General features: G+C 41.4%; 16 protein-coding genes and 1 pseudogene. All 17 read left to right on the top strand.

Translation table 11 applies throughout. The annotated features are described in order from the left end of the window. The first annotated feature begins 693 nt into the window (after window positions 1–693). The 17 genes and pseudogenes from ACMA1I_RS16180 (at window position 694) to ACMA1I_RS16100 (ending at window position 15,961) form a co-directional block, all read left to right on the top strand. Window positions 694–1,788 carry a DUF695 domain-containing protein gene (locus ACMA1I_RS16180; RefSeq protein WP_337069448.1) on the top strand — a complete coding sequence of 365 codons (1,095 nt, stop codon included), beginning with the start codon at window positions 694–696 and terminating at the stop codon, window positions 1,786–1,788. A gap of 470 nt (window positions 1,789–2,258) precedes the next feature. Beyond that, complete coding sequence (locus ACMA1I_RS16175) at window positions 2,259–2,843, top strand: hypothetical protein (protein ID WP_337069447.1); 585 nt, start codon at window positions 2,259–2,261, stop codon at window positions 2,841–2,843. 354 nt (window positions 2,844–3,197) lie between these two features. Continuing rightward, on the top strand, window positions 3,198–3,794 hold the full coding sequence (locus ACMA1I_RS16170; protein WP_337069446.1) for a hypothetical protein: 597 nt from the start codon (window positions 3,198–3,200) through the stop codon (window positions 3,792–3,794). A gap of 560 nt (window positions 3,795–4,354) precedes the next feature. Beyond that, window positions 4,355–5,059, top strand: a complete 705-nt coding sequence (locus ACMA1I_RS16165) for a hypothetical protein (RefSeq protein ID WP_337069445.1) — start codon at window positions 4,355–4,357, stop codon at window positions 5,057–5,059. Further along, window positions 5,052–6,239, top strand: coding sequence for a hypothetical protein (locus tag ACMA1I_RS16160; protein WP_337069444.1), 1,188 nt, complete (start codon window positions 5,052–5,054; stop codon window positions 6,237–6,239). Before ACMA1I_RS16165 ends, ACMA1I_RS16160 begins: the two co-directional genes overlap by 8 nt. Window positions 6,240–6,444: 205 nt before the next feature. After that, window positions 6,445–6,693: pseudogene (locus ACMA1I_RS16155) on the top strand (tyrosine-type recombinase/integrase); the annotation flags it as partial. Between the two features lie 170 nt (window positions 6,694–6,863). Beyond that, a complete protein-coding gene (locus tag ACMA1I_RS16150) occupies window positions 6,864–7,307 on the top strand; it encodes a hypothetical protein (RefSeq protein WP_337069443.1) in 444 nt (147 codons plus the stop codon). An 80-nt stretch (window positions 7,308–7,387) separates the two neighbouring features. After that, entirely contained in the window at window positions 7,388–8,164 is a 777-nt protein-coding gene (locus ACMA1I_RS16145) for a hypothetical protein (RefSeq protein WP_337069442.1), read from the top strand. Between the two features lie 88 nt (window positions 8,165–8,252). Beyond that, entirely contained in the window at window positions 8,253–8,828 is a 576-nt protein-coding gene (locus ACMA1I_RS16140) for a hypothetical protein (RefSeq protein WP_337069441.1), read from the top strand. Between the two features lie 84 nt (window positions 8,829–8,912). Then, window positions 8,913–9,329 carry a hypothetical protein gene (locus ACMA1I_RS16135; protein ID WP_337069440.1) on the top strand — a complete coding sequence of 139 codons (417 nt, stop codon included), beginning with the start codon at window positions 8,913–8,915 and terminating at the stop codon, window positions 9,327–9,329. 89 nt (window positions 9,330–9,418) lie between these two features. Continuing rightward, window positions 9,419–10,057 (top strand): hypothetical protein, encoded by a 639-nt coding sequence (locus ACMA1I_RS16130; protein ID WP_337069439.1) that lies wholly within the window; start codon window positions 9,419–9,421, stop codon window positions 10,055–10,057. Between the two features lie 62 nt (window positions 10,058–10,119). Beyond that, window positions 10,120–10,695 (top strand): hypothetical protein, encoded by a 576-nt coding sequence (locus ACMA1I_RS16125; RefSeq protein WP_337069438.1) that lies wholly within the window; start codon window positions 10,120–10,122, stop codon window positions 10,693–10,695. Window positions 10,696–10,850: 155 nt separating this feature from the next. Further along, window positions 10,851–11,519: a hypothetical protein gene (locus ACMA1I_RS16120; protein WP_337069437.1), complete on the top strand. Its 669-nt coding sequence runs from the start codon at window positions 10,851–10,853 to the stop codon at window positions 11,517–11,519. A gap of 78 nt (window positions 11,520–11,597) precedes the next feature. Continuing rightward, the gene (locus tag ACMA1I_RS16115) at window positions 11,598–12,158 is read left to right on the top strand and encodes a hypothetical protein (protein WP_337069436.1); all 561 of its coding nucleotides are present in this window, start codon (window positions 11,598–11,600) and stop codon (window positions 12,156–12,158) included. Between the two features lie 9 nt (window positions 12,159–12,167). After that, complete coding sequence (locus ACMA1I_RS16110; RefSeq protein WP_337069435.1) at window positions 12,168–13,118, top strand: hypothetical protein; 951 nt, start codon at window positions 12,168–12,170, stop codon at window positions 13,116–13,118. 62 nt (window positions 13,119–13,180) lie between these two features. After that, the gene (locus tag ACMA1I_RS16105) at window positions 13,181–15,511 is read left to right on the top strand and encodes a tetratricopeptide repeat protein (protein ID WP_337069434.1); all 2,331 of its coding nucleotides are present in this window, start codon (window positions 13,181–13,183) and stop codon (window positions 15,509–15,511) included. A gap of 33 nt (window positions 15,512–15,544) precedes the next feature. After that, complete coding sequence (locus ACMA1I_RS16100; RefSeq protein WP_337069433.1) at window positions 15,545–15,961, top strand: hypothetical protein; 417 nt, start codon at window positions 15,545–15,547, stop codon at window positions 15,959–15,961. Window positions 15,962–16,071 lie beyond the last annotated feature (110 nt).

The raw sequence follows: 16,071 nt of genomic DNA, 5'->3' as shown, positions 1-16,071 counted from the left end.
TCGTTAAGGGTAAATATTCGGAGCGGTTTGGTTCTTTATCATTAGTAGTTTGCATACTAGAATAAAGAGCCGGCCGCTCTGTTTTGTTCCTACTACTATATTTTCAGAATAAGCTTTATTATATAAATCCCCAATGGATATAATAACTTATAACTACAGGATAGCAGTTTACAGTTTTATAATTCCTTTCCTCTTTCTGGTGCTATATCTAATCGACTCTTGGACCTTTAACTTTACGAACATCTTCTTCTTAGCTGTTTTCATTATTAGCTTATTCCCATCAGGGATAACAGGATTGCTTTTCACTTATAAAGGATTAAGAAGATTGTTCAAAGAAAATAATTATGAAAAGAAGGATATAGGATACGCAAACTTGATAATGGGAATTATAATTACAGGTTGCGGTATAGTAGGACTCGGGCTGGCATATTTAATGTGAAGCTGAGTGGAATTGAAGAAAAAAGTATGATAACCGAGTGGATGGCTGAATGCCAGTGCACCCTCCTACACCGTAATGACAGGTCTTGTATCTGAAGAGTTAATACTCGTGCTAGATCTGACGATACACCTTAAAGGCGAAAATACTATTCAACGATATGACAATTATTGATACCATTTTTGTCAATTTAATAATTATTACGCGGCTATAAACAAACCCATAGGAAGTCCCATTCAGAATCACCCATAAATTAAATGAGCTTGATAAAGAACATATTTAAGAAAAAGGAAACACTAATTACGTCCTACTCAGATTTCTGGATCTGGTTCCGTGAACACCATAATCAATTCCACAAAGTGGTGCAAAATGGCAAAAGGATTGAGAAAGCATTCTTCGATAAAATCTCACCCAAGCTTGGCCAATTGAATGATGGTTTCTATTATGTTGCTGGCATGTACAACGACACGACGGCAGAGCTGATCATTACTGCGGACGGCGCAGTGAATAACATTGTATTCGTGGAGGAGCTAGTTCAATCCGCCCCAGCCTTGGATGGTTGGAGATTCACTGCGCTCAAGTCCGCCATGAACATTGAGGATTTGAACATTGATATGGCTGGACTACGGTTTGATGCGACTAATCTTCATTTCTACCATAACAATGATCCTGCCTTCCCAGACGAAATTGACCTCACTATTGTCTATGACAGTTTGAATGAAGGAAACAGGAAGAACGCCCACATAGGGGTAAACATTTATTTAGACAACCTTCTAGGCGAGCTGGAGTTCGCTACCAGCATCGACAACCTGAATGTAGTCGGGAGATCGGAGGCAGAAGGGGAGCTTATTCCGATCCAAAAACTTAAAAGCTACCTGGCGTGGCGGCAGAAGGAGTTTGTGGAGAAATACGAAGGGATGAGGCACGGTACAGAGGACGACAATTATTCCCTCATCGAGGGAGAACTGAAGAACGGCAGGAAATGGTTAGCTACCGTAAACACAGATCTACTCTCTTGGGATGCAAAAGCCTCTCACCCTTGGATCCTGACTGTAGAGATAAAATATAACGGCGAAGGGAACAATGGTATGCCCAATAACGATACTTACCTACTCTTAAATCAGATCGAGGATGAGATACTATCGGAACTTCAGGAATGTGAGGGGTACCTTAACATAGGCCGTGAGACGGCGGACGGAGTTCGAGAGATATACTTTGCCTGCTCAGAGTTCAGAAAGCCATCGAAAGTCGCTCATGCTGTGACAAAGCGATATGCAGATGAATTTGAGATTTCTTATGAGATCTACAAAGACAAATACTGGAGGTCCTTCAACCGCTTCTCGGTGTCTTAACAACATATACTCTCCTAACTAAATCTCCTGTTACTGACACTCATAACCACCTGCTCCTTAGCGCACCATCTTCAGGTGTAATATCTTGCTGTGGGGCGCAAAATGAAACTGTCGGCAGCCTAAGCAAAGCCCATTACCATTCTCCTTTGTCACCCACGCATTGGAACAGAAAACGGATATTCGCTTTATACCAGCATTGCTTGGACACAGGAGCCGCAAGACCACAGATATTTATATCCATGTTCCTCACATCCAATAGGAAAAATAATCTGTGCACTGGATAATCTTCAGAAAAATGCATATAATTAACAAAAATGTGTATTATGTCTGTTGCACCTATAAAACAAAAATTACCTATTAGCAGGAACAAAACTACATAGCAGATGAGGAAGATGACTTTCTTATAGGTGGCATTACTTACATCCTTAAATCCTTTGCAAGCAGTAGTATAATAATAAAGATATCCGATTATGAATTTCGACTTCGCGGACCAACTAAACCCATACTTAGGTAATCAGGATTTCTCCAAAGCAATAAGCATAGCAGAGACAGCTCTCGAAAATATCCCGACAACAGAATTCCACGAGATTATAGGCCAATCACTGCTTGGCCAGGCTGGCGAAGTAGCAAACTGGATAAATGACTTCTACAAAACAGTTTCCAAAGTCATTGAGCCAAAGGCTCTGTACTTCGAAATGAACGAGTTTGACATCAATACCGACTTATGGTACATAGACGGATTTGCATACAGCGAGGATGGCGGGTTGGACTTTGAGGAAATGGAATGGCTCTGCGACGTAAACCAACAAACCACAACATCGGATGAGTATGTGATTGCTGGATACGAGAACCTGCAGGAAGCATTCGAGAACATAGAACCTGAGACGGGCAACCTCCAGGAGGCGAGGGATTGGTGTGAGCAACTTATTATCGCCAGATTCATGGAATTAATGGGCGCAGCGCATTCGGAGGCCAGAAACCAAAAAATGGAGTGGGCATACTTACCTTTCTACTTCACAGTGCACTCCTATGACTTCATTGTAAAGTTAACTTAAAGAAAAAGATGCTTGCTCATACTCCTGTAGCCCACTGAGAGAAAATTTCTCATGGTGCAGCTCTCCCACCACCATACATACCTATAGGTCGCGTTTTCAGCATTGATCCCACCCTTTGATCTTCACCTATGGTTTTTACCAACAAAGAGAATAAACACTTTAGGTTAATCTACCTGTATAAGCCTACTTCATTTTTCTAAATGTACCACCTTACAATTATTATTGTGCGTGAATAGAATGGCTAAACATTGATGAAAGGTACTTCATGCTATTATTCAAAACAATTTATCGGCTTATTTTTTATGCTATGTCATGAATGTGCACTATAAGAGACCATCTTAATATTGATAATAGATGATTAAAGCACTTCTTATCACTAAAAGGTTCTTATCATTTGTAGTGATAAGTACAATGATGTTCTGTTTTATAATGGTTTCTCCTATTGGTCGCGTAGTAGAAAAAGAAATAAACCGTCATTTTGAAGCTATACACCATAGGCTAAATACACATAACCTAACAGTAGTAGATAAGATAGAAGGCAGAATCTTGTATGGTAGCATGATCTTGATCGGGAAATTCATCTACCCAGAGGGTGCTGCTATACTAGAACATTACATCAATGGTGACGGTACAGAGCTGGTTCTTGAGGCTGATTACATAAAAGAATCACCAGTAATAATCAGAAACCTTGCTTCAATGCGGAACGGAGAAACAAGAATTGTTACGCTTCATCAGGATGAAGATCGAAGATTATCCTATGCGCTTAATCCTTTCAGACTCAGAAAGGATCAACATAAAGTACAGCTATGGCAGGAAATTAAATTTTTAAAACCACAATCTGTCTTTACCATTCTGGATTTTGGCTTGTTCAAGCTAAAAATACCAGACGGTCTTATTCATATCTTAAAACCTAAACGATTTATGGTGAGGTGTGAATGGGAAACAATATAAGGGCTATACATGCGGTAAGGATGTACCAAGCAATATTTCACTATTTCCTAAATGGCGTCTTCTTTTATGATAGTGTTGAAACAAAACAGATTCAGCCTTTCAAACACAGAAGGGAGAACCTGTATCATTCGTGTACTATGGTAGTGAAGCTTTGATGCACCATTAACCTATTTAAATAAAGATTTCACTATATTGATACTTTAATGCAGGAAAGTGAAATAACCTAAACAACAGGCGCACTTAATGATCCTTTTTGAAATTTCACAGCAGGTATCACTCTTGATCTCATCAGATGTTTTCTTATGATCAAACTATATGAAAACACCTATTGCAGGGTTATGATCCATGTTATCTTTTAAAACGACTACCATTGATCAGGAACTCGTCACGGTTCGGGATAGAATAGATGACTTCGAAGTAGGCGTTCCTATGGACTGTCGCTATGGCATGCCTGCTGACAAAGTCTTTGCATTCCAATGCCTTTGTCGGGTTCAGGTCAGCTGATCAATACCTTAAGATGCTAGATAATATGATGTGCAACCACTGTGTAAATAGTTGATATGGAAATATACAGAAATAAGAAAGGGAGCTTCAGGGAAATAAAGAAGCGATCCTTGAGAATTACCTTGCCCCTTATGCTGCTTGCACTGCTCTTTGGTGTTGGGATCAGCTATAACAGTGTGAGTGGCTTAGATACGCTTCCTTTTGTACTTATTATCAGTCTTGCCGCAGCAAGCTTCGGGATCTACCGTGGAATGAATCGGCAACGGACACTGTTTGACAGTTACAGTCTCACAGTAGAGGATGACTTCCTGACAAGAGAACAGCTACACACACCAACTGTTCGTATGGCCAGGCATGATATCCAAGAAATCATCAGTCATACTAACGGAAGTCTGCTCATAAAGGGGAAAAATCCAGCGGACGTAATTATGGTTAGCGAAATGGTTGCTGATCGTGATCGGCTTATGGCCACACTCAGTGGGATTAGTCAGATCAAGCACCAAGAGACAAAGAGTATTCAGCAACGATTCATACTACCATTGATAGTCGTAGGTCTCGTACTATTAGCGATGGTCTACATCTCTAAAAACATATACCTAGTCCTATCTTCTGGAACTGTATTAGTCTTAGGGCTGCTGTGGTCAATCTATCAGGTGCAGGCAAGCAAGAACGTGGACAGGAAAACGAAGCGTAGTATCTGGTGGTCAGTACTTGTTATACTATCTGTTTTAGGAACAATGTATGCGAAGTTAAATGGCTGATATTACATTTGTGTTCCTTCTTCTGGTAGTTCTGGTCGTGCTTGTAAGACCAATCACAGCACTTTTCCATGAAGTTGGGCATGCCATACCTGCCATGCTTATAACTAGGCAGAACGTTACGGTATTCATCGGTTCCTATGGTGATAAAAGGAAAGGGATAAGACTCCATATGGGGCTTTTGGAGATCTGGTTTAGGTATAATTTCTTTGCGTGGCAAATAGGACTATGCACTTACCCAGCCAAAGACGTTTCTGTTAAGAGTCGGATACTTATCATACTGGCTGGTCCACTAGCCTCTTCTCTGATTGCGCTTACAGCATGCTACCTTACGTTTGTGATGGATCTGCATGGGGCAATTAAGCTTATTCTGGTCGTTTTCCTAGGCTGTGCTTTATTTGACCTGGTGGTAAATCTTGTTCCAAGCAAGACGCCCTTCAAACTTTTCAATGGGGACATTGCTTATAATGATGGCTATAGATTAAAACAACTTTTACGTCAGAATAGCTTACCGAAGGCATATGCTGCTGCTGTTGAGGAATACAATAGAAAAAATTTCAAAGAAGCATCAGGGCAGGTAAGCAAGCTTATTGCCAATGGGCTAAAAGAGGAGCAAGCATTTAGAATTGCTATTTCTGCCTATACGCAAGTTAATGATTATGATGCGGCTAAAGGCATGGTAGAAGAATTTAGTTTATTGCATGAAATGAATGCGGAAGATTGTGGAAGTGCAGGTCTTGTTTATTGTCAGCTTGAACTCTACACGGAAGGGTTGGAGTATTTTAAAAGATCACTTCAGCTTGATGCTGACAACAAGTACACGCTGAATAACATGGGCTACACACTGAATTTGCTAGGCAGGTATGAGGAAGCTACCCTGATCTTGAGTAGAGCCATAGAAGTAGATGGTACTTTCGCCGACGCTTACAGTAACCGTGGATTATCAAAATTCCAATTAGGGATGGATGCAGAGGGGATGCTAAACATCAAGCGTTGCTTTGAGCTTGATCCTGACAATTCCTACGGATACAGAAACCTAGGCATTTACCATCTGGAGAAAAAAGAGTATGGTGAAGCATTGCCACTGTTCAGGAAAGCAAAAGAACTTGATATCAATACACATTTGATTGACCTATTAATCCAGCAAGCTGCATCACCTATTCATGCTGATAGCAGCAATTAACTGTTTCTATTAAATCAATTCTTTGCCGCATTATTGGCTGAGGTGATCATTAGAATGCAAAAGCGGCGGGATCTTCCGATTCTGCACCTCTCCTCGCTGCTGAAAGCTGCTTCTACTATTATATGTATTATGATCAATATTGATTAGAATGGTTACAGCCTGTTTCGATCTGTTACCGTTGATAAGCTGATGGCAGGAGGCCAGGGGGGGACAGTATACGGTGGAGAGTGTGCGTCATGTGTTCCGCGCCTGTTTAGAAAAAGTAGGTATCAAGACAAAAACTACACCGCATACGCTGCGGCACTCTTTTGCCACGCACCTACTGGAGCAGGGGACCGATCTGCGCTACATACAAACACTGCTGGGACATAAGAGCAGCAAAACCACGGAGATCTATACCCACATCACCACCCATGCCTTGGATAAAATTGTCAGCCCATTGGATAATCTATAGCAAACACTTATATTAGCTTAAACATATACGAATATGCATCTATCATTCCATGCTACAGAATTCAGCCAGCAAGCAAGCGTCAAATTAAGCTCCAGCAACTACGTACATAGTGCAGATAAGCGTATGTTTTCTGATATACAGTAGTTGAGCTTCATTAGAATTAATAAAAAATGGAATTGTCAGAAGATAATAAAAAAGCACTTTTACTCTCAGTTCATAAGGCAATAGAAGAATTTGCTGGAGATACGACCGATAATCTTTTTCATAATAGAACGAATATGCTTATAAGTTATCCACCCAATGGCGGATTAACGGAATCTGAAAAAGAAGCTTTAGGTCAGCTTAAGGAGAGTGAAGTTTTAAAATCAGCTTTAAGGAAAGTAATAGCAAGTACTACGGCAGATGTTTTTTTTGACTTTTTTAATATCGTAGACGGAACAACTGAACCAGATACAGGAATATGGAGTGAAGTTTTGATAATAGATAAACCTAATGATTTTGAAGAATATAGAGAGTTCCTTCATGACTCCTTCTTTGAAACTTACTGGGACTGGAAAGAAATAAGGAACAATACGAATTGGTCACTTGACTTGTCTGAAGAGGTAGAAAAATAACGATAGCTCAACCAAGTATATACTTCATGCTTCGGCTAAAGCCTCGCCAGTCGTATATACTATCACCGTTAGCACACATTATGGAAGAACTAACAGAAGAGCAAATAAGAAGAGGCTTTTGGTACTGGGACACAGAATCTAAATTCCCTCCAAAATCGATAATAAGAGTAGAAAATTATCACCCTAAGTCAAAGCTCAATTTATCTATTACTCAGTTAGACACAGCACCGAAAGTGCAAAAAAAGATAGTGGAACAATGGTGCGAACTTCTTCCAAGCTTAGCTGATGTTAAATACTTATGGCTTAGCAGTAAGGTAAGTCAGAACATCTTTGATGCTGTTTGTAAAATGCCAAATCTGGAAGGGTTGTACATCAAGTGGAGCAGTATAAAGGATATTACAAATCTGAAGCAATTGAAGCACTTAAAGCATCTGCATTTTGGTAGTTCTGCCCAGGTTGAAAGAATAGAAGCTCTGGGTGATTTAGAAAGCCTTGTAACCTTGGAGTTGGAGAATTTTAAAAAGATTGTGGACTTCAGCCATATATCCAAATTAGTTAATCTACAGGGATTAGGAATTGACGGAAGCATCTGGACAACTCAGAAGTTAACATCATTAAAGCCTTTAGAGAGTTTGTCAGGATTAAAATACTTGACACTCCTTAATTCTAAAATATTAGATAAGTCTTTTGACCCTGTATTAAAACTGAAGAACCTGGTCCGCTTCGATTCATCTTGGAACTATCCTGAGACAGAATTTGAAAAGCTCAAATCTCTGCCAAAGCTAAAGTACGGCAATGTTGAGACAAGCCTAAAAGAAGTAAAAGAAAAGGCTCAGAGACAACTTGAAGAAAAATAACAAGTGCTAACCACGTGCAGCTTTTATGCTCGGCTCCGCCTCGCCCATCGGCTGCACAAGGACCGTTACCACAAATGAATAGTATTAAATGAAGTATGAATTCTATACATTTTTTGTAGCTGCATTACTATTAGTAACTGCTCAAGGTTGTAGTATCCTGAACCAGAAGTACATTGATAGCAAATTCTACCTGACTAACCACAGCACTGAAAAATTTGATAGTATAAAATATGAAATAAGAATCAATGATGAGCTTAGAATAGAAACCCCATACAAAAACCAATATCTTTCTCATCACTATATGGACTTCATATTACAAGTACCTCAAAATGGCTTTAATTTAAATATATCAATAGTTGGTGATGGTTTTGAAGTAGAAAAAGACACAACTTTAAGTATACCTAATGGCTCTGATGTTGCTATTACTTTCGACTTCAAGCCTAATTCGGAGAAGTATAGTAATCCAGAAATCTATGAGCATCTTAAATCAGGAACATCAGATTTTAGGGGCTTTGTTGATAGCTTATATGCCAACAACATAATTGATAAGGATAAAACCTTTCTTTCTGATACGATTCCGAGTAGTAACAACATTAATATTATCGTTTTCAATGAAAAGAAGGAGCGAAGATTGGTCAAGAAAGCAATTAGAAATCAAAAATAACAGGTGGTAACCCAGTACATAAGTTATGCATCGGCTACGCCTCGCTCACCTTATGTACGAGTACCGTTGTTCGGGATTAGAATTATGAAAAAAAACAGGAATGATGAGACTCCTTTTCTGGACTACTTAAAAAACAAGGTAGTCGAAACTATAAAGGACATTAGCACCATATTCTATACCTTAATCTTTGTAGGAGCTTTCGTTTATTCAGCATTTGAAGATGGAATCGGATACGCTTTCGAATACTTCATGATCGTGGTGGTATTTCTGTTTTTGGTTTATTTTTACGCAATGATCATCTTGCACATCAAGTACAGAGTCACCACCAGAAACAGCTGGATTCTATATTCGATTGTTTTGACTATTCTGGCCATAGCTTCCTACTTTGTTCTCAGTACAATGCAGATTCGCTATTTAACTATCATGAGCTTTGTGGTAGTAGTCATATGTATGGGTGTACCTTATTTAGTAGAGCTTTTAAGAAAAAGAATAGAAAAATAATCAGCACCCAACACACCATAACCCCAACTTCAGCCAACGGTCATCGCCGCCGTTTAGCCTAACCGTTACCAGCAATATGAAAAGACTTCATGAGTACAGTAGGAGAACATAATCCAGAATGGCTGCCAAGGGCGGCGTTCAATGATACCTTTGACTGGACGAAGTCCGTCAAAACCACTTTCTTAACCTTCTTTGAGTATGTGACCCTCCACGACTCCTACTGGCAAACCATTAACCTTAGTGTCACAAATGAGACAATCCTTACGATTCAACTTGATGCCTTTTGGAATAAGGAGTATACTCTTAAAGTAGAAAATACGGATAATTGGCCTTTTCTGATTATCAAGGTTCCTAATGTTCTGAACGTATCCTATAACACCGTTGATTTTGCGACAACAATTATCGATTCTTTCTCAGAAATCATTCAGCAAGAGGAACTCCTCAAACTTGTAGGGCCATTAACTGAATCTATTCTTTTTCCAAAGGAATTCTATAATAGGTTAATAAATTGTAAAGAAGTACATAAAACAAGGTTTGTTGATGTGTATGGGGGAAATATTGAGTTATTACATGAAAGTGAGATTTATATACTCCTAATGGAGCATAATGGGACTTATATTGACCCTGCACTAGACAAGGTTGTACGTTTTGAGCAAAGGGCCGAGGAACCAAAAGAGGAAAAGCGAATTATACCTAAACTTTGGGATAAACTGACTGGAAAACAATAGTGCTGGTAACAAAAACTAAAGCACATTGAAACGTGCCATAGCAGGAACGTTAGACATATATCATGGAAGTATTTGGCTTTTTCCTTCTTTTAGGTATAATAAGCATTACGTTTGGTCTAATAGGAGGACTTCTTAGCTTGATATTTCTGCCGTTTAAAAGACGCCTCATTAGATCGGATAAGCTTACAAAAGAAACAGGCAGAAAGATCAATATTGCTTTTATAGCTGCACTTGGACTGTTTGCTGTTTATCAGACATATGATGCTATCTATCCTTCTGACAGCTTCTATAAGAACGAGTTCACCTCTAACACAGGAATTGACTTTCCAAAATCAGGCGTAATTCAGAAGAAAAATGCATGGTATCCTACCATGCATGGAGACTATTGGTCAGCAGCTATTGCCGAGTTTTCTCCAGAAGACTACGAAACTCTTCATCGGATATTTACCGCTAGTGATAAATTTGAGACTGATACAACCCGACAAGGTATTGGTGCCACTGTGGATTATAGAGATTTAACAAGCCATATCCAAAAGCAGGATATAGAGAGAGTATATGCCAGGAAAAGAGGCGGCTGGTTTAAAATAGCTTTCCTAAGGGATAAGAAGACCATCATCTTTGAGAAAGTAAGTGACTGAAAAAAAACTACCACCATCAACAGTATAAAGCAATCGCCCTCAGTTCATTCAGCCATTGTTTGCGCAGGCAGTCAGGTTTGCGTACTTTCATATGGCGTCAGCTAATGATCGCTTGCTGTATTCAATGGACGTTGGCAATAATTCAAATTCAATAAATGAGCGGTAATTGGTATTCCATAGAGACAGGACAATTTGGCTACCCACAGCCAGAAAACAATTATTTTGAACAGACATATAAGCCTGAAACGGGATGTCCCACCTGCAAGGTAGGTAAAGTCCAGGCAAACCCTTTTAGATTCCGTGCCGAACCTAAGGCAAGGCACAGTCAATTCCTAGGGCTGAATTGGGTCTTTGACCAAATGTTTGTTAGGGAGCCTGTGAAGGTTGAATTCGAAAAGGAGAAAGTCTTGGGAATCCGATTTACGAGGCCTGTCTTGAACAAAACGGGTAAACCCTTGGAGACTATGTATCAACTGCATGTAGACACTGTTCTTCCCGAAGGCCTTATAAAAGGCAATCTAACTACCGAGACCTGCCAGATGCCGACCGATAAGAGGTCCATAAGATTCCTGGAGGCAATGGGAAGTGACTTGCTCAAGGGGCCGTTCTGTGGCCACGTGAAGTTTAACTTCCCTATAGGTGAAAGTTTGCGTTTCAAGGAATCCATATTTCGAGGTCAGCCAGACATTGTCCGTACCAATGAGTGGTTTGGGAGTGGAGGTGTTGCTAACAGGCCAATTCTAATTTCCGAGAGGGTGAAGAATATTATTGAGAAGAATAAATGGCGAGGGGCATTTACAAAGATAGTGGAATTGATTGCATAGAAAGACCTACCCACTAATCACACCTTTACGGTAGCTATTCCACCGCAAAACCAAGAGCGAAACATACACTACAACAAGATGAAAAGATATATACTTCTAGCCGCGATGGCCGCTGCCTCCTTCTCATGCCGTACCTCCCAGAAGGTTAGTCCTGATGAGATCTCCAATAAGCTTGGGCAGAACCCGCACTTCATCATTGACGGGAAAGCATCGGATAAGTCCGCGATGCTAACAATGGATGCAGAACAGGTGGCCTCCGTGACTGCTTATTTTGGGAAGGACGCTATTAAGAGATACGGTGCCCAGGCAGAGGACGGAGCAGTGGAGATCGAGACCATTGCCTACTCTAAAGAAAAGTATCAACAGGTGTTCAAAGGTGCCAGCACTGAATATAAAATCAAGCTTGAGGCATTGGGAAGTGACAGCAGCTTTCAGTATATACTTAACGGGAAAGCCTTAACGAAAAATTTTGAAGGCATATTGGCTGGTATCACCCCTGATTTGCTAAAGGAAATCAAGCTGGTCAATAGTGAGGAACTAAGGAGCCGCTACGGTATCGGCGACAAACAGGTAGTGGTCCTGATATCTGCCTTGCCACCCAAGAGCCTACACAAAGGAAAGGAACAGTTCAACCAGTAGACTTATTCCATGACAACCATCGTTGCCAAAAGACATCCGCTCAAGTTTTACCTGACTGTCGGGTTCGCATTTCTGTTCTTCTGCGGGATGGGGACGCTGATGGCCTTCTTATTCCTTGCCGAGCTATCCCACGGTGATATGAAACCAAAAGAGTATCTTATTCCCGCTTTCAGCGCAGGATCTTATTTTGTAGCTGTCTATACCGTAATAAAGTATTTCAAGAACGCTCCCATCATCAGACTCGGAAATGGCAGGATTGCATTCGGGGACAGTGAGTCCTATCAACTGAGTGAGGTGGTGAAGGTACGGCTGACAGGTAAGAAGCCTTTCAGTTACCTCATCAGCTTTCCGATGGAAGGAGCCATGCTCCAGTTCAGGAACGGGTCCACCAAGTATTTCTATGATGACATGTACGCGAACACCTGGCAACTAAAATCCTTTCTGGAGCAGGTAGTGGTACACAAGAAAGGCTATGCGGAAGTGGTAGGCGGTAAAGTCACCTCCGATGATCTGCGCTACAAAATAACTGAGGAGTTTAAGGGGAACCAGTTCACCAGCCTGCGCGGTATCAGCCTATGGGGGCTAATAGGGTTCTTCCTTTACCTGATGGCCGTCAAGATGAAGTTGCCACCCATTGGAGGCTTGCTGTTCTTTGGCGCATTCGGCATCTTCTGGTTTTTCCTGAACTCCTGGCTGATGCATTACTTTGAAGTGGCCGAGGACTATTTTGTCGTACGGAACCATAACCTGCTGTGGCGGCAGCACATCTACAGGCTCAGCAACATGAGAGAGGTGGTGTTTGAGACCCAGGGCAAGATGCCCAACTGCCTGCGGGTGATAACCAAGGACTATCGGAACAACATGTACCCTGCGGGCACGTTGCGGGACAGCACCTGGCTTGAACTGAAGGAAAGGCTGGAGAAAGAAGGGGTGGTCGTTCGGAACGAGTGCATTTATTAGCTGTTTGAAATGCCGCCCGAGCAAAGCCTATATTAAGTTCGATCATTGTAAAAAGAAATTCTTTGAACCTTAAAACATTACGCCTGAAACTACCTGAGAAAATATTAATTGGGCTTGCCCTACTAACCTTTGGGCTACAGCTACTTCCAGGATTTACGGGGAAAGCGGCCCTGTTAAGTCTTTCTATTTGGGCTTTGGCAGTCTCCTACCTGTTTGGAGGCTATTGGCTACTCAAGTCAGATAGTAACGAGAAAGACCTTGTCCCTATCTTGGCAGGTGTGGCTTTGGCAACATCCCTGGCAACACTTCCCTTCACCATTAGGCTCAGGCAGGAAACAATCTTTGCTGTTCTGCCCATCCTAAACGCTACGCTCTTCATCGTACTAGGATTATATCTCTTCATCAACCGAAAGTCACCAGCTGCTGTAAGATCTTATAAAGGCATTTTTATCAGGTCAGCCATCATTCTATTGATTGTCGGCTTCTTCTCTTATGCTCCTGTTTCCTTCAAACCTTATCGCCATATCCTGATAGCGTTGAACAATGGCGATGAGTATCTGGTAAGTAACCTGCAAATGTTCAATTACACGGACCAGTTTGAGGAAGCCTTGGAAAACGGAGACTGCGATGCGGCTGTTGAACATGCCCTAATGGCGGTGCAGGCAGGAAAAGCCTGGCTGGGCATTGACACAGATGACCAGCGCAACGCACTCAGTTTGGGGGATAGCTTAAATTCACCTCGATTGTATGCAGCTGAAAGCCCTCAGGAACAGGATTATCCTGGCCACGACCAACTATGGAAGATAAGCCGCGCGTTCACTAACTTATATGAGGCCTACACCTGCAAAGCCGATGCGCACTTCCAGCGGAAGGAGTATGAACAAGCACTGCAATATTACCAGAGTGCTAATAAAGCCCTTAACTCCGTTGACCATGAGTCTGAGTATTGGAAATTAGAGCGGGCTTTCTCCTTTAACCAATTAGGGCTTAGTTACAAAGCACTATCCAATTATGAAGTTGCCGATTCCCTTTTTATGGAGGCAGTGAAGACATATCAGGCGGTTAAAGACAAGAACGACCATAATGTGGCTGTTTTTTTCACCAATGTTGCCGAATCATTTGCAGAGCAACAGCTGTATGGGTACTCAAACACCCTATATACGGCTGCTATCGCGGTCCACAGAAGCGACAGCAGCAATGCGCGGAGCAGGAAGAGCACCATTTACAATTACAATGGCCTGATCAAGAACCACCTCCAAACAGACAGCTTAGAGCAGGCACGGCTCTTGATTGAGGAATCACTGAAGAGAGGCGATCCTGCACTTACGGACTATTGTGACACAAAACTGTATCACGGTGTCTATCTATCAATAGCATGTGATTATAGGCAGTCTGACTCGGTCTTGGCGGATTGTCTTGACTGCTATAAAAACCTGCTTGGGGCGAAGCATCAGAATATCGCAGAAAGTCGCCTCGCACTGGCTAAAACGAAGATGGCCTTGGCCGAATATGGACTGGCGAAGCGTCACCTGGACATGGGAATAGGAATAACTGTCGCGAACTATGGCAGGAACAGTGTGCGCTACGCTAATTACCTTCTGGCTTCAGCCCATCTCAACAAGATGCTTGGTAATTACAGAGAATCTGAAAATCAGTATCATCACGTACTGGGAATATATACCCGAGAGCTAGGGGGAAGAAACAACAAGCTCCCAGAGGTGTTGACGGGATTGTCTGAGCTTGAAGTTACCCTTGCTAAGTTCGATAGGGCAAAGGCGAACGCTGACAGTTCCATGGCTATCACAGCGTACTATATAGACCTAGATAAGCCTGGATTAACAGACTTCATCAACAACGCTGGACACGTTAACTATAGTATTGGCCTGCTTGGAATTGCTGATTCCCTTTACAGAAAAACAATTGAAATAAATAAGAGGTATCAGCTAAAGACCAGTGCAACAACCGCGACAGCGTTGAATGGACTCGGGCTTGTGATGGCAGCGAGAAGGAGCTATGCGGCAGCTGACTCACTGTTTACTCGATCATTGATGTTGCACCGAAAAATTTTCACGGAGAATCACCCATTGACAGCCGTGGTGTATCTAAACCATGGGAGCCTGAAAATTAAGGAAAACAAACTGAAAGAAGCGAAAGGGCTGCTGACCAAATCCCTGACCATCAACAAAAACTTCTTTGATGCTGGTCATGACATCTTTGCTGACACTTACATGGCGTTTGGCGACCTGTATAAAAAGGAAAAACTACCTGGTACTTCGAAAGAGTATTACCAGAGAGCCTTGTCCATTTATCTGAATAAGTTTGATGAAGGCCATTTGAAAGTGATCCTAGTAAGACAAAAATTAGGTAGTGTATTTAATCCTCGTTCATCATAACGAAGCGTAGGGTGTATATTATTCATGTAATAGATGAAACCAGGAGTCAAAAGTGACATTGAAAAGCTGATAGGCTACTCTGTAGGATTTGCAGAAACCTTGTTGATGGACTCTGGTGAGTACTACCCATTCGCTTCCAAAATTAGCTCATCAGGAGAGTTTGTATCAGTTGGCTTCTCTGAGGATGAAGAATTTCCTGAAAGTCAAATAATTATAAATGCACTGTCATCCGCCTTTGAAGAAGCTCTTAACATGAAGGAATTAAGAGCATACTGTATTGCCTATGATGTGAGAGTAAAAAATGTAAAATTCAGCTCTCCCATAGACGCCATACTACTTTCGATAAGACATGAAAATGTTGAAGGTAAGCTGACCTACTACTACCCTTACGAGTTTGGAAATAAAAAGCAGATAAAGTTTTTTGAGCCTTGGGCAGAACTCGATAAATAACACATTGTGGTTTCCCGAAACAGTACATGGCTTGAACAGAAGGAAAGGCTGGAGAAGGAAGAGGGCGTTCGGAACGAGTGCATATTTTGAAAAGATCGATATTACTTAAG

Source organism: Pontibacter sp. 13R65, assembly GCF_047525655.1.
GTDB lineage: Bacteria > Bacteroidota > Bacteroidia > Cytophagales > Hymenobacteraceae > Pontibacter.
This window is presented reverse-complemented; position numbering and strand designations above follow the sequence as displayed.